We start from the raw sequence: 20,705 nt of genomic DNA on the forward strand, positions 1-20,705 counted from the left end.
AACATACAGACAATGGAAGAAATCAAAGTGCCGATTTATTTAATGACAGGTTTCCTTGAAAGTGGAAAGACTTCTTTTCTGAATTTTACTATTCAGCAGGATTATTTTCACACAGACGGAAAAACTCTTCTGATTCTCTGTGAAGAGGGTGAGGAAGAATACGATGAGGCTGCACTGAAAGCAAACAATACAGTTGTGGAAATTATCGAAAATAAAGAGGATTTTACAACTGAAAGACTGGTTGCCATGGATATCCTTCATCAGCCGGAACGAGTTATCATTGAATATAATGGAATGTGGCTTGTAAGTGACTTCGAAAAAATGCAGCTTCCACGGGGCTGGGGGGTAGAACAGCAGATCACTTGCGTAGATGCCAGTACCTTCCAGATGTATATGGCAAACATGAAATCCATTTTTATGGATATGATAAGAAACAGCGATATGGTTATTTTTAATCGCTGTAAGGAGGACGATCCACTCCCGACATATCGTCGTGGAATCAAGGTTGCGAACCAGAGAGCAGAAGTTATCTTTGAAGATGAAGAAGGTGAACTTGGAGATATTTTCCAGGATGAAATGCCATTTGACATAAATGCACCGGTGATCGATATTCTGCCTGAGGATTATGGTATCTGGTTTGTAGATGCCATGGATCATCCGGAAAATTATGAAGGCAAAACGGTCAAATTTAAAGCCAGAGTCATGAAGCCGCGTGGAATGGGAAGTAAATTCTTTGTTCCGGGACGTACTGCTATGACCTGCTGTGCAGATGACACCACTTTTCTTGGCTATGTATGCAAGAGTGCCTATGCACCAAAGCTGAATCCAGGAGAATGGGTAGAAGTTACCGCAAAAATTGGTGTGGAGAGAAGAAACGAGTATCAGGGAGAAGAGGGAATCGTTCTTTATGCAGATCATGTAGAAGTCTGCGAACCGCTGGCAGATGAGATGGTTTACTTTAATTAAAACTAAGCGAGGAAATTTGAATGTATTTGATTGTAGGTTTGGGAAATCCCGGAAGGCAGTATGAAGCAACACGCCACAATATGGGATTTGATGTGATTGACAAACTGGTAGAAGAATACCAGGTTCCCCAGGGCGGTGTGAAGTTTAATGCCATGTATGGAAAAGGTATCATAGGAGGGCAGCCGGCTCTCCTTATGAAACCTCTGTCTTATATGAATCTCAGCGGAGGTCCGGTACGGGAGATGGCAAACTACTTCAAAATCGATCCGGAGACAGAGATGATCGTTATCTATGATGACATTGATCTGGATCCGGGACAGATTCGGATCCGTAAGAAGGGCAGTGCCGGAGGACATAATGGAATCAAGAATATCATCCAGGAACTGGGAACGCAGAAATTTGTACGTATCAAAGTTGGGGTAGGTGCAAAGCCAAAGGGATGGGATCTTGCAGATTATGTTCTTGGCAGATTTGGAAAAGAAGACCGCAAACTCGTTGATGAGGCACAGGAACGGGCATGCAAGGCAGTAGAACTGATTCTGTCGGACGGCCCGGATGCTGCCATGAATGAATACAACAAAAAACTGGAGGTTGTATGAAAACATTTTTGCGTCCTCTGCAGAATCTTGCAGAGATGGAAGCAATATGCAGACAGGCAAAAAATAATCGTGGAATACTGGAGATTAGTGGTTGTATGGAGTCCCAGAAAGCTCATTTTATATATGGGCTTTCCGGGCTTTTTCCATCTCATCTGATTTTGGCAGAAGATGAGAAAGCTGCGAAAGAGCTGTATGAAGATTATCGTTTTTATGATAAGAATGTATATTATTACCCTGCAAAGGATCTGCTTTTTTTTCAGGCAGATATTCATGGAAATCTCCTGATCCGTCAGAGGATGTGCGTTATTAAGGCATTGCTGGAGCAGAAAGAGGATATTACAGTTGTCACCAGTATAGATGGATGCATGGATTATCTTCAGCCGCTTGATAAAATTGAAAAACAGCTGCTTCATTTCCGAAATGACAGTACACTGGATATGGATAAGCTCAAGGATGCACTTGTTCATATGGGATATGAGCGTGTGGGTCAGGTTGAGATGCCCGGACAGTTTTCTGTTCGAGGTGGGATTGTGGATATCTATTCTCTCACAGAAGAGAATCCGTGGAGAATTGAGCTCTGGGGAGATGAGATTGATTCCATCCGTACATTTGATTCGCAGAGCCAGCGTTCTCTGGAAAATCTTGATGAAATTACCATCTATCCTGCTGTAGAGCAGCCGGTCGAAAAGGATGGAGTTTCTTTCCTGGATTATTTTTCGGAAGAGAACAGTCTTGTGTTTTTGGATGAGCCGAACCGTCTGGAGGAAAATGCAAAAGCAGTAGAAGAAGAATTTCGTCAGAGCTGCGAGAACCGTCAGCAGAAAGGGGAGGGAAATCTTTCCCAGAGCTGGATGTGCAGCTGGGAAAAACTGAGATATAAGCTGAATGACCGAAACTGTATTTCCGTGTCACTTATGGAACCCAAACGGGCGGACTGGAAGATCACAGAACAGTTTAATCTGACAGTGAAATCTGTGAGTTCCTATCAGAGTAGTTTTTCACTTCTGGTCAAGGATCTTAAACAGTATAAGAAGCAGGGATATCAGATTGTACTTCTCTCAGGATCGAGAACCAGGGCAGAGCGTCTTGCGAAGGATCTTCAGGATGAGGGATTGAGTGCCTTTTACGGAAAAGATTTTGATCATGTGCTGGAACCTGGTGTGATCATGGTTGCATATGGGCATGCCCGTCGAGGATTTGAATATCCTTTTATTAAATTTGCAGTTATCACCGAGACGGATATTTTTGGAAAAGAGCAGAAGAAGCGAAAGAAAAAGAAAGAATATAACGGAAAGCGGATTCAGGATTTCTCAGAGCTTTCTATTGGAGACTTTGTTGTTCATGAGAAGCATGGGCTGGGCATTTACCGTGGCATTGAGAAGGTTGCGGTAGATAAGGTTGCGAAGGATTATATCAAGATTGAATATCGTAATGGAAGCAATCTGTATATACTTGCCACGCAGCTTGATGCCCTGCAGAAGTATGCCGGGTCAGAAACTGCCAGACCGCCGAAGCTGAATCGGCTTGGTGGTCAGGAATGGAAAAAAACAAAATCCAGAGTTCGTGGTGCTGTTCAGAATATCGCGAAGGAACTGGTGGAGCTTTATGCGGTCCGTCAGGAAAAAGAAGGATATGTCTGTGGACCGGATACGGTATGGCAGAGGGAGTTTGAGGAGATGTTTCCTTATGAGGAAACAGAGGATCAGCTTGCTGCAATTGAGGATACCAAGAAAGATATGGAGAGCACCAAGATCATGGATCGTCTTGTATGCGGGGACGTAGGCTATGGTAAGACAGAGATTGCCCTTCGTGCGGCGTTTAAAGCCGTTCAGGAGAGCCGTCAGGTTGTCTATCTGGTACCGACTACCATTCTTGCACAGCAGGTCTATAATACCTTTGTACAGCGAATGAATGAGTTTCCGGTGCGAGTGGATCTTCTGTGCCGTTTTCGTACACCGTCCCAGCAGCAGAAGACCATTGCAGATCTGAAAAAAGGACAGGTTGACATAATCATCGGAACGCACAGAGTTTTGTCAAAAGATGTCACGTTCAAAAATCTGGGCCTTCTGATCATCGATGAAGAACAGAGATTTGGTGTTGCCCATAAAGAAAAAATCAAACAGCTCAAGAAAGATGTTGATGTACTGACACTGACGGCAACTCCGATCCCAAGAACTCTTCATATGAGCATGATCGGAATCCGCGATATGAGTGTTCTGGAAGAGCCGCCTATGGATCGTGTCCCAATTCAGACCTACGTTATGGAATATGATGAAGAAACTGTCCGGGAGGCGATCAACAGGGAACTTCGAAGAGACGGACAGGTTTATTATGTATACAACCGGGTGAATGACATTGCAGATGTGGCAGCACGTCTCTCCGAACTTATTCCAGATGCGAGAGTTGATTTTGCACATGGACAGATGAGTGAGAGAGAACTGGAGGCCGTCATGTATTCATTTATCAATGGGGAGATCGATGTGCTGGTTTCTACAACGATCATAGAGACAGGACTTGATATTTCGAATGTAAACACGATGATCATCCATGATTCGGATCGTTATGGGCTTTCGCAGCTTTATCAGCTTCGGGGAAGAATCGGACGTTCCAATCGTACTGCGTATGCATTCTTAATGTATCGCAGAAATACAATGCTTAAAGAGACAGCAGAAAAACGACTGTCAGCGATCCGAGAATACACAGATCTTGGAAGTGGATTCAAGATCGCCATGAGGGATCTTGAACTGCGTGGAGCAGGAAACCTTCTTGGCGCAGAGCAGCATGGTCATATGAATGCGGTTGGATATGATCTTTACTGCAAGATGCTCAGCGAGGCAGTAAAAGAAGCAAAAGGAATCCATACAATGGAAGATTTTGAAACAATGATCGATCTGAACATGGATGCTTTCATTCCGGATACCTATATCAGTAATGAGTATCAGAAACTGGATATTTACAAAAGAACTGCAGGCATTGAAACAACACAGGATTATGATGATATGCTGGAAGAGCTTCTAGATCGTTTTGGGGAGCTGCCGAAGGCAGTATTAAACCTTCTGACGATTGCCAGACTCAAGGCACTTGCACACAGGAGTTATGTGACAGAGATCAAGCAGACAGGAAAAGATATGAAGATCACGCTGTATGAACGTGCGAAACTGAATCCGGCAGGATTTCCGGAACTGATGCAGAAATACAGGCGGGGGCTTCAGTTTAAAAACGAGCAGGAACCGAAATTCATTCTGACTCCGGTCGGAAATATTCTGACAGCCCTCACCGATTTTCTGAATGAACTGGAAAAGCTGGTGGAAGAATAAAGTAACTGTTCACAGCAACAGAATAAATCCTGACTTAAGGGAACAGCAGGAGAAACGTGTTTATTTTGTGAAAAAACATGGTTTCTTGAGGAATATCCTTGCCCTGAAAGAGAAAAAAGTTTATACTCATACTATTAGGTTATTGCCTACAGGCAATCATGGAGGAAAATATGAAAGAAATGACAAAGAAAACAGCCGTTGTTGCTATGGCAGGTATTATGGCTGCAGGGATGCTTACCGGATGCGGTGAGAAGAAATTAGACGGAAGCAAGACGGTTGCTACAGTAGATGGAACAAAGATTCCACTGGGAGTTGTAAGTCTTTCTGTCAGAGAAGGTCAGATGCAGACAGAAGCTATGTACAGAAGTTATATGGGCGGCTCTGATTTTGATATCTGGGATACAGAAGCAGAGAAAGGCAAAACCTACGGAGAGCAGGCTGTAGAAGAATCTCTCAAGGATGTAGAGCTTATGTACATCATGAAAGCAAAGGCAGCAGACTATGATGTTGAACTGACAGATGAGGATGAGAAGGCGATTGCAGAAGTAGCAGCTTCATTTATGGAAGCAAACTCTGAGGAAACGATTGCAGATCTGGCAGTGACAGAAGATCAGGTTAAGACTTATCTGGAACTTCAGACTTACAAACAGAAGATCCATGATCCGATCATTGCAGATGTAGACAAGAATGTTTCCGATGAGGAAGCACAACAGTCTTCTTTTGAGTATGTCAGCGTCAGCACAGCGGATTTAAGTGATGATGAGATCAAAGAAAAGAAGGAAGATGCACAGAAGATCCTGGATGGCCTTAAGGCAGATCCGGATGGAGATTTTAGTGAAATCGCCAAATCTGTAGATGATTCTTATTCTTCCCTGAGCGGTACCTTTGATGCAAACGAGACCAGTGAGGATGAGGACACAGATGACGAAGATGCAGATGAGGACAGCAGTTCTTACAGCGGTACTTATCCGGAGGAAGTGATCGATGTTCTTCGGACACTCGATGATGGAGAGGTTGCCTCTGATATCATCGAGACAGATACAGCATATTATGTTGTAAAACTGAACAAGAAGGATGATGAAGAAGCGACAGAGACCAAGAAAGAAAGCATCATTTCTACAAGAGAGCAGACACTGTATACAGACACTACAGAGAAGTGGCTGGATGATGCAGACATCAAAGAAAAAAAGAAAGTTCTCAAGACTCTTAAAGTAACAGACAATCATAAATATGTTGCACCGACTGCAACACCGGCTCCTACAGAGGAAGCTGCTGAGACTGAGGAGGTTACAGAAACTCCGGAAGCAGATGCAACTGAGACTCCGGAGGTAACAGAAGCAGCAGATACCACAACAACACCGGAAGCTACGGAAGCACCTTCCTACAGTACAGATACATCTCTGACAGTCAAGGATGGAGATACTGTAAATATTGATTATGTAGGTAAGATCGACGGAACAGCTTTCGATGGCGGAAGTACTAATGGACAGGGAACAGACCTTGAGATTGGTTCCGGAAGTTATATTGATGATTTTGAAGATCAGCTCGTAGGAGCTCATCCAGGAGATGAAGTAGAAGTAACCGTAACTTTCCCGGATGATTACGGCGCAGCAGATCTTGCCGGAAAAGAAGCAGTATTTGATGTTACTGTGAATGGAATTTATGAATAAAAAACTATAAAAATCAAGCCCCGCAGCATTCGCTGCGGGGCTGTTTAAATGGAAATATGTTAAAGTTGTTCACTATTATCCTCAGAAAAACTTCCTGTCACATGAATACCATTGATTTCAACATCTCCCTCCATTGGAATGACAATACATTTACGTCCATCAATGATCTGGGTTTCAATTAATGCCGCGCGGTCTGGATCCACGTGAATGACAACATCAGGGGTCTTGATCTCTGTCCGGCGGGTGTTAGTAATGTTGGACACCATGAGAGATGCATTTTCTCCGGCTGTGGCTTCATAACACTGGTCAAAGGTTTCCATTTTTTCTTCTTCAACACCACATTCCTCGAAGAGGCGTTTCACTTCCGATTTGGTGAGCACAGCCGGTTCAGGAGAATCCTTCTGTGATTCAACCCACTCATTTAACTTCTCATGAATGTTCATGACAGTATCATAAGCACAGTCTTCCCCCAGGGTTTCCTCCACAAGGGCATTGAAGGAATCTCTTTGTCCACCGGCTGAAAGCGGAGTTTCACAGCCAAACAGTTCGTCTACAAAAGTACTGCGAAGTTTTTCTGCATTCTTGGAGTAATAGAGAAGTCCGTGGATATCTGTACTGCGGTCATTGAATACAGGGAACAGAAATCCAAGGTCAGGCATTTCTACGATCCAGTCACGGATACGATCCTCAATGTTATTGGTTTTGGCATTGTAGCAGAGCCCTGCCTTGGAAAGGTTTACAGGACAGATGCTGCACAGAATGTGATCATAAATTTCATCAGATGCGTCAAACATTTCCTGACCATCGGAGGACTTGCCGGGGATATCATATACGGCATGGATCAGGATGATGTAATAATTTTCTCCGTAATCATAAGCCTGGATGACCTTATCATAAAACTCTTCCAGAATAGAATCATCCTGGAGTTTACTTCCACGCAGACGAAGAAGAAATTCCTGAGTACCGCCTTCTTTTTCCTGTTCAAGAGGAAAGTCCATATTGATGAGGTTTTTGCCGACGGTACCGGAAAGTGTTTTTTTGAAAATTTCAAAGTATTTAAACATTTCTTCTTCAGAAAGAGAAAGAAATGCTTCTTTCAGTTTGGTTTTTTTGTTTTTTTCTCCGTCAACATAGCAGCCGCAGATGCGTGTAATAGCACAGTTGTTGGGTGTGAATTGTTTCTTGATTTCGGATATTTCTTTTTTATTCATAAACAAACTCCTTGTATCTGAAAATATAAAAAGTATTTCTGGTCAGAAAAAAAGGGCCATAAGGCCCTTTTTACAAGTTAGATTTTGGAATAACCAAAACCGTTTACCAGTGCATCCAGTTTCTGTTTCTGGGCACATAAAGGACAGGTTGCAGCAGAATAAGAACCATAATTCGGAAGATCCTGATGGTTAAAAATACTGTAAACCGGCAGACCGGCAATGCTGGTGGCTGCACTGAAAATGGAAGCAATGCCGCGGATCGCACCGCCATAATACAAAATACTCTCAATTGCACGGGACAGAGTTTCTCCGGTAGTGATCGAGCCATCCAGGATCAGGATGTTTTTGCCACGGATCATTGGCTGAATGTTATCGCGGAAGATAATCTGTCCGGAGTTATTGTATTCCGGTGAAGTGATATAAATAGTCTGATGAGAATTCATGGAATAAACACCGGCTCTGGTAAGCGTTTCTGCCAGATAAGCTCCGACAACTTCCAGTCCGCTCATACAGATGATCGTATCGACAGGAATACTTGTTTCGTAGTTGGCAGCCAGTGCTTCCGCGATGCGCATTGCCTCAGAACTTCTGGAACGCATGGTAGTGAGATCCAGATAGTGGGTGATGTGAGACTGCGGCGTTGCAAAATGTCCAGCATAAACCTTGAGCTGGATCTTCTTATTGCTGCGAGCATAAATTTTGGTCATTTTTGATTCCATAAAATCCCTCCCTAAAATATTATAAGATTTCTGTGCGGAATGCTTCTGCAATCCCACTGAGCTGATAACGGTCAGCAAGATCCTGGATTCCGGTCATGATTTCTTCACGGCTGAAATTGTGGACTTCCAGGAAGTCATCGTCCTTTCCATTAAGATTATAATAAAAAAGAAGGCCGATCTCCAGATTCTGGCGGTCACCATCACAGGTCATTTCATATAACTGGTTCTCTGCTTCATCGATCCGTCCCTCATCTGTTAAAGCAAGCAGTTCCTCAAGTACTGTTCTGGCAGAGGCATCTTCGATCACCTCCGGGGACAGTTCAGATGCATTTACCTGAAAAAGCATCCTCATAACTGCATGAATCATTTCACGGATCTGGCGAAGTATAAAATCATCCTGAAGCATTTGTTTCTCCCTTCTGAATCGTGCAGCTGCCAGTCTGGTGAACAGTCACGATTTCATAAAATATCTATCTTTAGATTACCACAAACGACACGGTTCTACCAGTGAAAAATTATTCATAATCCTTCCTAAATTTCTTTACGGGAAATTTTGGGAATGCTATAATATATTTTTATAGGAGTTAGTTATAGGAAAGTACGCGAATAGAAAGGATGCCATGGAAACACAGCAGGAATATAAAATGACGAAATATGAATGGGAAATCATGCTGAAGGAATTGCAAAAGGTATTTTCCATTGTGCGCCTCCTGAATGAAGAGGAACTGCGTACAGGCAGAATACAGGGAAGTACAGATATGACAGAAGGATGCGAATGCTATGCACTCTGGAACAAACGCACCCGCTGTGATAACTGCATCTCCAGGGCGGCCTTTGCAGAAAAAGACAAAAAAACAAAACTTGAATTTATAGACGGAGATATTTTTCAGATAGTATCCAGGTATATTGAAATAGAGGGTATCCCCTATGTGGTTGAACTGGTAAATAAGCTTGATGGAGACATTCTGATAAATGAGGATGGCAGAGATGAGATGCTCAAGAAGCTGATCCGATATGACAGGGAACTGTATATGGATGCACTGACAGGAGCATATAACAGACGCTATTACGAAGATCAGCTTAAGCAGACTGAGATGGTTGCCGGAGTTGCAATGATCGATCTGGATGATTTTAAGCTTCACAATGATACCTATGGCCATAATGCCGGTGACCTTGTTCTGGAAACGGTTGTAAATGTTATACGGAACAGCATCCGTAGGACAGACGTGCTAGTACGCTTTGGCGGTGATGAGTTCCTTCTGGTTATGCCGGATATTCTGGAAGCCTCATTTCAAAAGAAACTGAAGCAGATACAGAACGAGATTCATGCAGCAGAAGTTCCGGGATATTCACAGCTTCAGGTTTCTGTCAGTATAGGTGGAGTATTGTCCACACATGGAACAATAGAAGACGCAATACATAAGGCAGATCAGTGTATGTATCAGGCAAAGACAAGTAAGAACATGGTTGTCACGGAAAGTGATCTGCAGCATGAAACACAGAATATCACAAATCCATCAGCAACTCATAAATACAAGATTCTGATCGTAGACGATTCAGAAATGAACAGAGAGATTCTTTCTTCCATTCTTGGAGATGAATTTGATATTCTTGAGGCAGCAGACGGAAAGGAATGTATTTCTGTCATAAGGAAATATGGACGTGATATTGCTCTGGTTCTTTTGGATATTGTGATGCCTGAGATGGATGGATTTGAGGTTCTGGAATTCATGAATAAACATGAGTGGATTGATGATATTCCGGTGATCATGATCTCAAGCGAGGATTCGGCAGCCAGTGTCAAAAAAGCCTATGAAATGGGTGTATCAGATTATATAAACAGACCATTTGATGTGGAGGTTGTTCATCGACGAGTGTTTAATACGATCAAGCTTTATGCAAAACAGCGCAGACTGATAGCTTTGATCACAAACCAGGTATATGAAAAAGAAAAGAACAACCGTATCCTGATTGAAATCTTAAGTCAGATCGTAGAATTCCGAAATGGTGAAAGCGGGCGTCATGTTCTGAATGTAAATATCATCACAGGAATTCTTCTGGAGCAGCTGACACAGATCACAGACAAGTATAATATTTCATGGTCAGACAGACTTATCATTACAACGGCGGCTTCTCTCCATGACATCGGTAAGATAGGAATTAATGAAAAAATTCTGAATAAGGCAGGCAGACTGACACCTCAGGAAATCGAAAAAATAAAAGAACATACGGTGATCGGGGCTTCTATACTGGAGAACATGGAACTGTTCAAGGATGAAGAATTAGTAAAAACTGCTTACCAGATCTGCCGCTGGCATCATGAACGTTATGATGGCAGAGGATATCCAGATGGACTGAAGGGTGAGGAAATTCCTGTTTCTGCACAGGTGGTCGCTCTGGCAGATGTCTATGATGCACTGGTAAGCCGAAGAGTTTATAAGAAATCTTATTCGCATGAAGAAGCCATGAAGATGATTCTTGGGGGAGAATGCGGTGCTTTTAATCCGGTTCTTCTGCAGTGTCTGACAGAAGCACAGGATAAGATAAAAGAGAGTATTGTAATAAAAGAAGAGAATGGAATTTCCTGCAGGCGAAATGTCATGAAAAAACTGAGGAAATACGAAGATACAAAGGAGCATCTGATGGAATCTATTACGCAGGATATCCAGAGGGAATGTTCTGAAATAGAGAAAGATACAGCATTTTACCAATAAAAGTTAAAGGAGAAAATAGAATGACAGTCAGAGAATGTTATGAGAAAATGGGGGCAAATTATGATGGAGTTTTATCCAGACTGGGAAATGAAATGCTGATCAGGAAATTTGTAATAAAATTTCTCAAGGATCCGAGCTTCCAGGATCTCACAGCTGCAATTGAAAAAAGTGATGCAGAAAGTGCTTTTCGTGCGGCACATACATTGAAAGGCATTTGCCTGAACCTGGGGTTTGATAATCTGTATAAGCCAAGTGAAGCACTGACAGAAAAGCTCCGCGGAGGAGAACTTAACGGATATGAAACATTGTATGATGAAGTGAAAGAGCAGTATGACAAAACAGTAGAGGCAATTAACGAAATTGCAGAATAAGAATAACCAGGAAGGGGATGTCGAAATGCGGTATTATCGACATCCCCTTTCTTTCTAATGGAAAACAGTCTGTACCAGTATCATATACAGGATGGTTCCGCCGCCGATACTCAGCAGAGTACTTTTTTTCCATTTGTGGAGCAGAACAATAAAAATGATTGCAATTGCCTCAGGAAGCCCATGTGTGCTGCTCGACGGGACATCTTTGAGACAGTAGATAATGAGAAGTCCGATTGCGGCATATGGAAGTACTGTTCCAAGATATTGTACAAATTCCGGCGGATTTTTCCCTTCGGGAAAAATCATAAATGGGATAAAACGGGTTGCCATCGTTCCAAGAACAACAGCAGCAATAGTAATGACCGCCTGTGTTGTTGTCATTGTCATTTCGCCGCCACCTCCGGTCTTTTACTGTATTTATGTTCTGCTGTAAAACACAGGATGATAAGGATCATGGCAGGAACAATAAACTTGTTGTTTCCAAAAAGCAGAAGGCAGACTGCAGAGCAGATCAATCCGGTCAGTGCAGGACGATGATCTTTTGCTTCTTCCCATTGATTCAGAAACATAACGACGAACAGTGCAGTCATGACAAATTCAATCCCTGTTGTATCAAAATGGATCACATAACCGAGAAGTGCACCAGCCGTAGCTGCGAGGACCCAGTAGATTTGATTCAGAAGGTTTACAAAGAACATAAACCATCCCCTGTCCACATCATCCGGTGGTGTCACAGTGCAGTTCACGGTAAAAGATTCATCACACATACCAAAGATCAGGTAGAATTTTTTCCATTCGGTATTTTTGTATTTATCCAGCATGGAAAGTCCATAAAATAAATGTCTGGCGTTGACCACCAGAGCCAGAAAGAATGCCGCGATTGGACTGAATGCCGACAGCAGAAGATTGGCTGTCACAAATTCCATAGAGCCTGCAAAGATAAACATACTCATAAAAAATGGATACCATACAGAAAAACCCTTGCTCTGCATCATAAATCCATAGGACATTCCAAGAAAAAGGAAGCCGATACCGATAGGAATCGTGTATGGAAATGCGGCTTTGAGTGCTTTTTTCTTCATCTGTAAAAAACTCCTTAACAAAAAATGCAAATATATTTTATCACCGATTCCGGGAAACAACAATTATTGTTTTTCATAAACAACGGGAAAAATAATGTAACTGTTCACAGGTAATATCCCGCGAGGTGTTTTGCCATGAATATGGCAAAATCCCGAGACATACGGGGCAAAATGCTATCACCGAAGGTGATTTGGAATGCATTTTGACCAAGTTACTGTGAACGGAGTGAACAGTAACAAAATAATACCTGTAGTTTTGGAAATTATCAAAAACAGTCGACAGATAACAGGTATCTGTGAGATAATCAGGTAAATATTATTTTCAGAAAGGAAGATCATTAACATGAGTTTTCAGTTTGCACATTATAATTACAACGTTATGGATCTGGAGAAATCTATCAAATTCTATGAGGAGGCACTTGGTCTTAGAGAAGTGAGACGTAAAGAAGCGGAAGATGGAAGTTTTATTCTTGCGTATCTTGGAGACGGTAAGACAGGATTTGAACTGGAACTTACCTGGCTGAGAGACTGGGAAAAGGATCATTACGATCTGGGTGACAATGAAGTCCATCTTGCATTTACTACAGATGATATGGAAGCATCTCACAGGAAACATGAAGAAATGGGATGTATCTGTTTTGAAAATCCGGCAATGGGTATCTATTTTATTAATGATCCGGACGGATACTGGCTGGAGATCGTACCTGAAAAACTTGGATGAGGGGAAATGCCGGCATGCAAAAAAGAATCCTGATCATAAATACAGGAGGAACTCTTTCCTCTGTGAAAGGCTGCAACGGACTCGTGCCGGGAATGAGCAGCGGAGATATGCTTGAAGAATTACGTATGGTTTCCAGAAATCTGGAACTGGAGGCAGAAGACTTCTGTTCGCTGGACAGTTCCAATATCGGACCGGAAGACTGGACCGGGCTTGCGAAACTGATCGCAAAGAGAAGTTATGACTATGATGGAATCGTAGTGATCCATGGAACGGATACTCTGGCATATAGCTCTGCGATGTTGTCGTTTATGCTGCAGAATATTTCAATTCCGGTCGTGGTGACCGGAAGTCAGCTGTCTATTGCAAATCCTGTAGCAGATGCCCTGGAAAACTGTCGCTGTGGAATTCATATGGCAGCCAGTGGATATCCGGGAGTTTTTGTGGCGTTTAACCGAAAAGTTATACTTGGGTGCAGAGCATCTAAGGTTCGCACCATGAGTTTTGATGCATTTGAAAGCATCAATTATCCGTATGTCGGGGAAATCAGTTCTCTGGGACTTCGCGTGTTTGAAAAAAACCTTGTTGAGAAAAAAGGAATCTTTAAACCTCAGACAGAATATTCTGATCAGGTGGCACTTTTGAAATTATATCCGGGGATCAGTCCGGAGATACTGGATATGTACTATGAAAAAGGCTACAGGGCAGTCTATATCGAGGGCTTTGGACTGGGTGGAATGCCCTTCGTAAAAAATGATTTTACAGGAAAAGTCGGAGAGGTGATCGACAGGGGAATGCTGGTGCTGGCAGGAAGTCAGTGTCTGTATGAGGGAAGCAATCTGTCTGTGTATGAAACCGGCCGACTGGCCTTGGAGAAAGGTGTAATCCAGGCTTATGACATGACGACGGAAGCAGCCATGACCAAGCTTATGTGGGTGCTTGGTCAGACAGATAATCTTCGCGAAATGAAGGAATATTTTTCTATGAATATTGCCGGTGAGGTGAATATCGGATAGAGGTTTTTTACTTTATAGGAAATTACTCCGTAATGTTCCAATAAAGCAAAAAACGCTCCGCGAGGATGCGACCAGATGCATATGGAATATGTCTGCTAAAGCAGACTGCATCTGGCGCGCAAAGCGTAACAAGTCCCTCAAAGATTGAGGGATTCAGGGAGTTTGAAGCGGACTTATCCGCTTTGTTATCTCCGTTTTCCGTGGACTTCATCCAGATAACTGTAAATGGTGACCTTATTGACGCCCATTTTAGCAGCTACCTGTTCTACACTTCCCTTCATAAGAAAGACTCCCTTGTTTTCCATAGAGCGGATTCTTTCGACACGTTCATCTCTGGTGGCCTCATCAGAGATGCCTTCCAGAATGTGATCGATGAGAGAAGAAACCATAGAAGAAACATTTTTTTCTTCCGTAACCCTGGGCACCGCTGCCTCGCTGCTGGCAGAGCCTGACGGCTGTTCAGGGAGATATCCTTTCAGAAATTCAATCATACTTGTGATGGGTTCTGTGTCCAGGTTGATGCAGAGTACACCATCCGGGGAACCATCCGGTCTGCGGAACAGAAAGGCTGAGGAACGGATAAGATGCTCTTTGTTATGGATTTCTGTATGAAAATAGTAGTTGGAAATAAAGTCTTCTTTTAAGTCAGGTGAACGGAGCATCTGGCTGACAGAAGAGGGAAGGCGGTCCCCAATCTGGCAATTGGTTACAGTGTTGTTGGCAGCGTAGACAATGGAATGCTGTGGATTCGTCATGTCGTAAAGAACAACTTCGCATTCTTTACCAAAAGTGCGTGCAAGCATATCAGCCATAGAGATATAGGGCTGTAAAGTTTCTCTGGTCATTATCAGGACCTCCATTTATAAAATAATTATTCTTTGTAACTGTGAGGGTACGGAACAGTTACTATTCTTCCTCCCATTCAGGCAGCGGCAGATCGTTTTCCAGTGCATGTCTGATCGCTTTGTAATATCTTACTTTGTGATGGACATGTGCGGAATCCTTCTGAAGCTGTCTGAGTTTTTTATCGAGCTGTTTTTCCTGATCTTCAAGTAACTGGATGATGTCATTGATATAAAGTGCCTCATCGGTTTCATATTCAAAAAATTTTCGAAGCTGTGGGATCGTCATGCCGGTACGCTTAAAACAGTTGATGCATTGAAGTCTGTCGATATGTTCCTTTGTGTAGATCCTCTGCCCGGAAGAATTTTTTTCTACAAGTGGAAGCAGCCCTTCGCTTTCATAATAGCGAAGGGTAGAAGCCGGAAGAGAAAAAAGTTCAGACATTTCCCGAATTGTATAAGTATGCATAATTAAAAAACCTCCTTGACTTCAAGTATACTTGAAGTGTTATTCTTTTGTAAAGGTAAAATAATTGTAACTGTTCACAGGTAATATCCCGCGAGGTGTTTTGCCATGAATATGGCAAAATCCCGAGATATACGGGGCAAAATGCCATCACCGAAGGTGATTTGGAATGCATTTTGACCAAGTTACTGCGAACGGAGTGAACAGTAACAAATAATTTCAGGAGGATCACAGATGGACAAATCTACAGTTTATTTTACAGATTTTCGCTGTCCGGTAGGAACCAGTCAGCTTGACAAGTTAAAAAAGCTTTGTATCGCAGCCGGTATTAAGGACATTGATATGGATGGGAAATTTGTGGCGATCAAGATGCATTTCGGTGAGCTCGGAAATATGGCATTTCTTCGTCCGAACTATGCGAAGGTAGTAGCAGATTTATGTAAGGAGCAGGGCGGTATGCCGTTTCTGACAGACTGTAACACATTATATCCGGGAAGCAGAAAGAATGCACTGGAGCATCTGAACTGTGCAAATCTGAATGGATTCAATACGATCACAACAGGCTGTCAGATCATTATTGGAGATGGACTGCGCGGAACAGATGAGGTAGAAGTTCCGGTTGTAAATGGAGAATACTGTAAGACTGCACGGATCGGACATGCTATCATGGATGCGGATATCTTTATCAGTCTGAGCCATTTCAAAGGTCATGAGTCAACCGGATTCGGCGGTGCACTCAAGAATATTGGCATGGGCTGTGGAAGCCGTGCAGGAAAGATGCAGCAGCATGCAAGCGGCAAGCCGGCGATCAATGAAGAACTCTGTCGTGGCTGCCATCGCTGTGCGAAAGAATGCGGAAGTGATGCGATTACTTATGTAAACAAAAAAGCCGTAATTGATTATGATAAATGTAAGGGCTGTGGACGCTGCATAGGAGCCTGCAGTTTTGACGCAGTATACAATCCGAACGACAGTGCAAATGAACTTCTTGATCGTAAGATGGCAGAATATGCACAGGCAGTCTGTCATGGCAGGCCACATTTCCATATTGCACTGGTTCAGGATATCAGCCCGAACTGCGACTGTCATGGAGAAAACGATGCACCGATTCTTCCGGATATCGGAATGTTTGCAAGCTTTGACCCGGTTGCACTGGATCAGGCATGTGCAGATGCCTGTCTCAAAGCAACACCGATCGAGAACAGCCAGCTTGGAGAACATCTGGCAGAACCGGGATGGCATTGCCATCACGATCATTTCAAAGATTCCAATCCGAACATTGAATGGAAGGCAACACTGGATCAGGCAGAAAAAGTCGGACTTGGAACCAGAGAATATGAATTAAAAAAGATTAAATAATGCAATATTAATAAAAATGGGATGCAGAGCAGGAAATATAAGCTTTGCATCTTTTTTTGATATATTATTTGCCTGAGGTACAAAAGCATGGTATCATCATATGGGCGGAAATTGAGAAGACATAAAGAAAGAACATGAAAAAAATATGTGATGGGAAAGGAAGAATTATGGAGAAACATAAACATGAGAGAAGTACATTTTCCGGGAAGATCGGATTTGTACTGTCTGCAGCCGGTGCTTCGGTAGGCCTGGGGAATATATGGAGATTCCCTTATCTGGCGGCAAAGTACGGCGGTGGAATTTTTTTACTGATCTATATCATTTTGGCATTGACCTTCGGATACTCTATGATCGTGGCAGAGACAGCTCTGGGACGTATGACAAAGAAAAGTCCGGTAGGTGCGTTTGGAACTTTTGGTAAATCAAAGTGGCTGTCTTTGGGAGGCTGGATCAATGCAATCATACCGGTTCTGATTGTACCATATTATTCCGTGATCGGTGGCTGGGTAATTAAATATCTGGTGGAATATGTAAAGGGAAACAGCCAGACCCTTGCCGAGGACGGATATTTTTCCGCTTTTATATCCGATGGATTTTCAACTGAGGCCTGTTTTCTGTTTTTTACGCTGCTTACGCTGATGATCATTTATGCAGGTGTGCAGAATGGCGTGGAACGAGTTTCCAAAGTAATGATGCCGATACTGGTTTTCTTGTCTGTAGTCATTGTCGTTTATTCGGTAACAAGACCGGGAGCACTGGAAGGTGTGAAATATTTCCTGATACCAAATATCAAAAACTTCTCCTGGATGACAGTGGTTGCGGCAATGGGACAGATGTTTTATTCTCTGTCGATCGCGATGGGTATTCTGGTAACTTTTGGTTCCTATATGAAAAAGGATGTATCTATTGAAGGTTCTACACAAAATGTAGAAATTTTTGACACAGCGATCGCAATGATGGCAGGTCTGATGATCATTCCGGCAGTGTTTGCATTCTCTGGTGGAGATCCGGATACGTTACAGGCGGGCCCGGCACTGATGTTTATTACGATTCCGAAGGTATTTGCAAGCATGGGCTTTGGAACTCTGGTTGGAATCCTGTTTTTTGTACTGGTTCTCTGTGCAGCCCTGACCAGTTCTATTGCCCTGACTGAGAGTGCAGTATCTACTTTTCAGGATGAGTTGAAATGGGGACGCAAGAAGGCAACAGTATTTGTCGGAGTTGTCATGGTTGTTCTCGGAAGTCTTTCTTCTCTTGGCTATGGTCCTCTGGCGTGTGTTAAGATCATTGGAATGCAGTTCCTTGATTTCTTTGATTTCCTGACGAACTCTGTCATGATGCCGATTGCAGCGATTGCTACCTGTCTTCTGATATCCAGAGTAGTCGGTACAAAGAAAATTGAAGATGAAGTACTGCAGGAAGGTGGTACTTTCCGCAGAAAGAAAATCTTTAATTTTATGATCAAATATCTTTGTCCGATCTTTGCGGCAATCATTCTTTTCAGCTCTGTAGCAAATGCATTTGGATGGATTTCCATGTAAATAAGAAAACCGCAGAAACCTGATAAATACAGGAATCTGCGGTTTTGTTATATAACAGGATGCTTTTTATACCTTGGGCTGATAACGCATATTAGAAACGTTGTATACGGTGATAAATGCCAGAGGATCTTCCTGGTTGATAAAGTTCATAAGTTTCTGATATTCTGTCTTATCAACGATCGTGATGATCTCGTTTCGTTTCTGCATATTATATGCCCCGGTGGCTTCATAGATAGTTGCTCCGCTGTGCAGATCATGGATGATAAAATTCCGGAGTTCTTCTTCTTTTTGGGTGATAATGCACACACGTCGCTTAATATTGTGGTCAAAGATAAAATGATCCAGGACAATACCGTTGAAATAAGTGCCTAGGATACTCAGAACGACGGTCTTTTTGTCATAGACAAATGCGGCAGAAAGTGCGACGCACATACCTGAGAGTGACATTGCCTTTCCGAGATCCATATGCAGATATTTGTTCATGATCTTGGCAACGATATCCAGACCGCCGGAGGATGCATTGCGATTAAAAAGAATGCTGAGTCCTACGCTGACAATCAGAATATAACAGAGAACATCTAGCTCCTGGCTGTTGGTCATAGAGCCAAAATCCGGAAAGATTTTTTCAAACAGTCCGAGGAACAGAGGGAGCATAATGCTGGTGTAGACGGTTTTTACGCCAAATTCCTTTCCACAGGTGATAAAACCAATGATCAATAGTACCACATTCAGGATCATGGTGATTGCAGATAATGGAAGGGGTATGAAATTGGACAGTACAATTCCAAGACCGGAAATACTGCTGACAGAAGTATGACTTGGCACCAGGAAAAAGTATACAGCGGCAGCGATAATTGCGACTGCACCTGTCAGGATGATTGTTTCCATGAGAAATTTCGTATAAGTCAATTGCTTTTTCATAAATAAAATCCTTTTCTGGTCAGTGTTCGAAATTATTAATTATGTGATTCCGGAACCGGCAGATTCACAGTAATTGGATCGTGTCCGAGAGCCGGGATGATTTTTCCGGTAAGATCTTCTGTTGCAAATTTGAGACTTGAAGTATTGATGCATGGATGGCATCCAAAATAAGGTTCTTTCATGATGTCTTCGTCAATCAGAAGCTGTACTTTGTTTTCGGAATCGTTCATCAGTCCCATGATACTGACAGAACCCGGGGTGATATCCAGATATTTTTCCATATATTCCGGTTTGGCGAAGGATAATCTGGCAGAGTGAATCTGGGCAGAAAGATCTTTGGTTTTAAAAGGTTTATCGCCAGGCATTAAAAGCAGATAGAAGTTTGTCTCCTGGCGATTGCATAAGAATAAATTCTTGCAGATCGTGGTATCATCACCGAGGGTGCGGTCAATTTCTTCGCAGGCTTCCATGGTCATGGCTGCCTCATGATCTACTCTCTGGTAATCAATTCCCAGCTTATCTAAAAAATCATATACGCGGATTTCTTTGTCAAGTCGTTTGTCGGTATTTTCAGGTCTTCCATTTTGTAGTTCCATTTTTTGATACTCCTTTATTTTTGCAGATATTTGATAACTGGATTTTTTATGTAATCATTGTAGCGGCATTTGACGAAAGTGTAAAGTCTTATTCTGGATACGTATCGGAATGCTTTACAGGTCAGTATCGTTTTTTACAATACGAATTTAAAACTAAATGATAAAGTCTAATCAGTTAATGAGAGAGACAAAGGCGTCAACGATAAATTCGTTGGCGCTTTTCTGTTTTATAGATTTATGAGGAGGATGAGATCATGGACAGAATTAAGAATCACCCGATACTTGGAGAAACGCCAAAGAGAAAAAAAGTTACATTCAGTTATGATGGGAAATTGCTGGAAGGCTATGAAGGCGAACCAATTGCAACAGCATTGAAAGCAGCAGGAGTCATGGCTCATCGATATACGGCAAAAACACATGAACCACGAGGAGTGTTCTGTGCGATAGGAAGATGTACGGACTGTGTAATGATCGTAGATGGTAAACCAAACATCAGAACATGCATCACACCACTTGAGGCAGGCATGGTTGTTCAGACACAGTATGGAGTTTCGGCAGCACCGCAGAAATAAAATAAATGGATGGGAGACTGGAATT

20 protein-coding genes are annotated in these 20,705 nt (G+C 42.6%); 11 read left to right on the forward strand and 9 right to left on the reverse strand.

Going from position 1 to position 20,705, the window contains the following annotated elements; all coding sequences use genetic code 11:
• Window positions 1-12 precede the first annotated feature (12 nt).
• The 4 genes from GT674_RS06955 (at window position 13) to GT674_RS06970 (ending at window position 6,552) form a co-directional block, all read left to right on the forward strand.
• Window positions 13-966: a TIGR03943 family putative permease subunit gene (locus GT674_RS06955; protein ID WP_161285039.1), complete on the forward strand. Its 954-nt coding sequence runs from the start codon at window positions 13-15 to the stop codon at window positions 964-966.
• A gap of 20 nt (window positions 967-986) precedes the next feature.
• Entirely contained in the window at window positions 987-1,565 is a 579-nt protein-coding gene (pth, locus tag GT674_RS06960) for an aminoacyl-tRNA hydrolase (RefSeq protein WP_161285040.1), read from the forward strand.
• Entirely contained in the window at window positions 1,562-4,882 is a 3,321-nt protein-coding gene (gene mfd, locus GT674_RS06965) for a transcription-repair coupling factor (protein ID WP_161285041.1), read from the forward strand. The genes pth and mfd overlap by 4 nt, the downstream gene beginning before the upstream one ends.
• A 170-nt stretch (window positions 4,883-5,052) precedes the next feature.
• Window positions 5,053-6,552, forward strand: coding sequence for an FKBP-type peptidyl-prolyl cis-trans isomerase (locus GT674_RS06970; protein ID WP_161285042.1), 1,500 nt, complete (start codon window positions 5,053-5,055; stop codon window positions 6,550-6,552).
• 59 nt (window positions 6,553-6,611) lie between these two features.
• On the opposite strand, the gene GT674_RS06975 is transcribed toward GT674_RS06970, so the two are convergent.
• The 3 genes from GT674_RS06975 to GT674_RS06985 form a co-directional block, all read right to left on the reverse strand.
• Entirely contained in the window at window positions 6,612-7,763 is a 1,152-nt protein-coding gene (locus tag GT674_RS06975; protein WP_161285043.1) for a DUF4317 domain-containing protein, read from the reverse strand.
• A 77-nt stretch (window positions 7,764-7,840) separates the two neighbouring features.
• Window positions 7,841-8,482, reverse strand: coding sequence for an orotate phosphoribosyltransferase (locus GT674_RS06980; RefSeq protein ID WP_161285044.1), 642 nt, complete (start codon window positions 8,480-8,482; stop codon window positions 7,841-7,843).
• Between the two features lie 19 nt (window positions 8,483-8,501).
• On the reverse strand, window positions 8,502-8,888 hold the full coding sequence (locus GT674_RS06985; protein WP_161285045.1) for a DUF6483 family protein: 387 nt from the start codon (window positions 8,886-8,888) through the stop codon (window positions 8,502-8,504).
• 238 nt (window positions 8,889-9,126) lie between these two features.
• On the opposite strand from GT674_RS06985, the gene GT674_RS06990 reads away from it, so the two are divergent.
• Both GT674_RS06990 and GT674_RS06995 read left to right on the forward strand, forming a co-directional pair.
• Window positions 9,127-11,196, forward strand: a complete 2,070-nt coding sequence (locus GT674_RS06990; RefSeq protein ID WP_161285046.1) for a diguanylate cyclase — start codon at window positions 9,127-9,129, stop codon at window positions 11,194-11,196.
• A 20-nt stretch (window positions 11,197-11,216) separates the two neighbouring features.
• On the forward strand, window positions 11,217-11,567 hold the full coding sequence (locus tag GT674_RS06995) for an Hpt domain-containing protein (protein WP_161285047.1): 351 nt from the start codon (window positions 11,217-11,219) through the stop codon (window positions 11,565-11,567).
• A gap of 54 nt (window positions 11,568-11,621) precedes the next feature.
• Here GT674_RS06995 and GT674_RS07000 read toward each other — a convergent pair whose 3' ends face one another.
• Window positions 11,622-11,948 (reverse strand): branched-chain amino acid transporter permease, encoded by a 327-nt coding sequence (locus tag GT674_RS07000; RefSeq protein ID WP_279286396.1) that lies wholly within the window; start codon window positions 11,946-11,948, stop codon window positions 11,622-11,624.
• Window positions 11,949-11,950: 2 nt separating this feature from the next.
• Window positions 11,951-12,649 carry an AzlC family ABC transporter permease gene (locus GT674_RS07005; RefSeq protein WP_161285049.1) on the reverse strand — a complete coding sequence of 233 codons (699 nt, stop codon included), beginning with the start codon at window positions 12,647-12,649 and terminating at the stop codon, window positions 11,951-11,953.
• Window positions 12,650-12,992: 343 nt separating this feature from the next.
• Between GT674_RS07005 and GT674_RS07010 the strand changes: the two genes are divergently transcribed.
• Both GT674_RS07010 and GT674_RS07015 read left to right on the forward strand, forming a co-directional pair.
• Window positions 12,993-13,370: a VOC family protein gene (locus GT674_RS07010; protein ID WP_161285050.1), complete on the forward strand. Its 378-nt coding sequence runs from the start codon at window positions 12,993-12,995 to the stop codon at window positions 13,368-13,370.
• A gap of 14 nt (window positions 13,371-13,384) precedes the next feature.
• A complete protein-coding gene (locus tag GT674_RS07015) occupies window positions 13,385-14,383 on the forward strand; it encodes an asparaginase (protein ID WP_161285051.1) in 999 nt (332 codons plus the stop codon).
• A 185-nt stretch (window positions 14,384-14,568) separates the two neighbouring features.
• Here the strand turns inward: GT674_RS07015 and GT674_RS07020 are convergent, their stop codons facing one another.
• Window positions 14,569-15,228 (reverse strand): helix-turn-helix transcriptional regulator, encoded by a 660-nt coding sequence (locus GT674_RS07020; RefSeq protein WP_161285052.1) that lies wholly within the window; start codon window positions 15,226-15,228, stop codon window positions 14,569-14,571.
• Between the two features lie 61 nt (window positions 15,229-15,289).
• Window positions 15,290-15,694, reverse strand: a complete 405-nt coding sequence (locus GT674_RS07025; protein ID WP_161285053.1) for a MerR family transcriptional regulator — start codon at window positions 15,692-15,694, stop codon at window positions 15,290-15,292.
• Between the two features lie 231 nt (window positions 15,695-15,925).
• On the opposite strand from GT674_RS07025, the gene GT674_RS07030 reads away from it, so the two are divergent.
• Both GT674_RS07030 and GT674_RS07035 read left to right on the forward strand, forming a co-directional pair.
• Window positions 15,926-17,050 (forward strand): DUF362 domain-containing protein, encoded by a 1,125-nt coding sequence (locus GT674_RS07030; RefSeq protein WP_161285054.1) that lies wholly within the window; start codon window positions 15,926-15,928, stop codon window positions 17,048-17,050.
• Window positions 17,051-17,217: 167 nt separating this feature from the next.
• Window positions 17,218-18,591: a sodium-dependent transporter gene (locus GT674_RS07035; RefSeq protein ID WP_161285055.1), complete on the forward strand. Its 1,374-nt coding sequence runs from the start codon at window positions 17,218-17,220 to the stop codon at window positions 18,589-18,591.
• 66 nt (window positions 18,592-18,657) lie between these two features.
• Here GT674_RS07035 and GT674_RS07040 read toward each other — a convergent pair whose 3' ends face one another.
• On the reverse strand, window positions 18,658-19,512 hold the full coding sequence (locus GT674_RS07040) for a YitT family protein (protein WP_161285056.1): 855 nt from the start codon (window positions 19,510-19,512) through the stop codon (window positions 18,658-18,660).
• A gap of 35 nt (window positions 19,513-19,547) precedes the next feature.
• On the reverse strand, window positions 19,548-20,108 hold the full coding sequence (locus GT674_RS07045; RefSeq protein WP_161285057.1) for a prolyl-tRNA synthetase associated domain-containing protein: 561 nt from the start codon (window positions 20,106-20,108) through the stop codon (window positions 19,548-19,550).
• 254 nt (window positions 20,109-20,362) lie between these two features.
• Here GT674_RS07045 and GT674_RS07050 point away from each other — a divergent pair, with 254 nt between their 5' ends.
• A complete protein-coding gene (locus GT674_RS07050; RefSeq protein WP_161285058.1) occupies window positions 20,363-20,680 on the forward strand; it encodes a (2Fe-2S)-binding protein in 318 nt (105 codons plus the stop codon).
• Window positions 20,681-20,705 lie beyond the last annotated feature (25 nt).

Source organism: Blautia sp. BIOML-A1 (assembly GCF_009883055.1).
In the GTDB taxonomy this organism is placed as follows: Bacteria; Bacillota; Clostridia; order Lachnospirales; family Lachnospiraceae; genus Blautia_A.

Coding starts and splice junctions, on each gene's coding strand:
- GT674_RS06955 (WP_161285039.1), top strand. CDS start 13: ATGGAAGAAATCAAAGTGCCGATTTATTTAATGACAGGTTTCCTTGAA.
- pth (WP_161285040.1), top strand. CDS start 987: ATGTATTTGATTGTAGGTTTGGGAAATCCCGGAAGGCAGTATGAAGCA.
- mfd (WP_161285041.1), top strand. CDS start 1,562: ATGAAAACATTTTTGCGTCCTCTGCAGAATCTTGCAGAGATGGAAGCA.
- GT674_RS06970 (WP_161285042.1), top strand. CDS start 5,053: ATGAAAGAAATGACAAAGAAAACAGCCGTTGTTGCTATGGCAGGTATT.
- GT674_RS06975 (WP_161285043.1), bottom strand. CDS start 7,763: ATGAATAAAAAAGAAATATCCGAAATCAAGAAACAATTCACACCCAAC.
- GT674_RS06980 (WP_161285044.1), bottom strand. CDS start 8,482: ATGGAATCAAAAATGACCAAAATTTATGCTCGCAGCAATAAGAAGATC.
- GT674_RS06985 (WP_161285045.1), bottom strand. CDS start 8,888: ATGCTTCAGGATGATTTTATACTTCGCCAGATCCGTGAAATGATTCAT.
- GT674_RS06990 (WP_161285046.1), top strand. CDS start 9,127: ATGACGAAATATGAATGGGAAATCATGCTGAAGGAATTGCAAAAGGTA.
- GT674_RS06995 (WP_161285047.1), top strand. CDS start 11,217: ATGACAGTCAGAGAATGTTATGAGAAAATGGGGGCAAATTATGATGGA.
- GT674_RS07000 (WP_279286396.1), bottom strand. CDS start 11,948: ATGACAACAACACAGGCGGTCATTACTATTGCTGCTGTTGTTCTTGGA.
- GT674_RS07005 (WP_161285049.1), bottom strand. CDS start 12,649: ATGAAGAAAAAAGCACTCAAAGCCGCATTTCCATACACGATTCCTATC.
- GT674_RS07010 (WP_161285050.1), top strand. CDS start 12,993: ATGAGTTTTCAGTTTGCACATTATAATTACAACGTTATGGATCTGGAG.
- GT674_RS07015 (WP_161285051.1), top strand. CDS start 13,385: ATGCAAAAAAGAATCCTGATCATAAATACAGGAGGAACTCTTTCCTCT.
- GT674_RS07020 (WP_161285052.1), bottom strand. CDS start 15,228: ATGACCAGAGAAACTTTACAGCCCTATATCTCTATGGCTGATATGCTT.
- GT674_RS07025 (WP_161285053.1), bottom strand. CDS start 15,694: ATGCATACTTATACAATTCGGGAAATGTCTGAACTTTTTTCTCTTCCG.
- GT674_RS07030 (WP_161285054.1), top strand. CDS start 15,926: ATGGACAAATCTACAGTTTATTTTACAGATTTTCGCTGTCCGGTAGGA.
- GT674_RS07035 (WP_161285055.1), top strand. CDS start 17,218: ATGGAGAAACATAAACATGAGAGAAGTACATTTTCCGGGAAGATCGGA.
- GT674_RS07040 (WP_161285056.1), bottom strand. CDS start 19,512: ATGAAAAAGCAATTGACTTATACGAAATTTCTCATGGAAACAATCATC.
- GT674_RS07045 (WP_161285057.1), bottom strand. CDS start 20,108: ATGGAACTACAAAATGGAAGACCTGAAAATACCGACAAACGACTTGAC.
- GT674_RS07050 (WP_161285058.1), top strand. CDS start 20,363: ATGGACAGAATTAAGAATCACCCGATACTTGGAGAAACGCCAAAGAGA.